The organism is Psychromonas sp. MB-3u-54 (assembly GCF_002836415.1).
GTDB lineage: Bacteria > Pseudomonadota > Gammaproteobacteria > Enterobacterales > Psychromonadaceae > Psychromonas.
On sequence record NZ_PJBP01000040.1, the window covers coordinates 1 to 409 of the forward strand.

Sequence of the window (409 nt, forward strand, 5' to 3'; positions counted from 1 at the left end):
ATACGGTTTTTAAGATTCAGTATCATTTTGTTTTTGTGACTAAATATAGGTATCAAGTTTTAAAGGGTGATGTTGGATTGAAGCTCAGAGAATTAATCAGACAAACATGTAATTCTTTTGAAATTGAGATTTTAAAAGGAGTTATTAGCAAAGATCATGTTCATCTTTTGGTTTCAGCCCCTCCTAATATGGCACCAAGTGAAATAATGAGAAGGGTGAAGGGGAGATCATCATCTAAACTCTTTGAAAGTTTCCCCGACTTAAAAAAGCGATACTGGGGACGTCATTTTTGGTCTAGAGGATATTTTTGTGTCACATCTGGAGATGTTACCGAAGAAATGATTAAAGAGTATTTAGCCCATCATTTTGAGCCAAAAGTCGATGATAATTTTAGAACTGAGCACTAAAA

At 34.2% G+C, this 409-nt stretch carries 1 protein-coding gene; it reads left to right on the top strand.

Annotated elements, in window-relative coordinates:
* On the top strand, positions 1 to 407 hold a 407-nt coding region (tnpA, locus tag CXF72_RS00500), incomplete at its 5' end, for an IS200/IS605 family transposase (protein WP_157823154.1).
* Between the last annotated feature and the right edge of the window lie 2 nt (positions 408 to 409).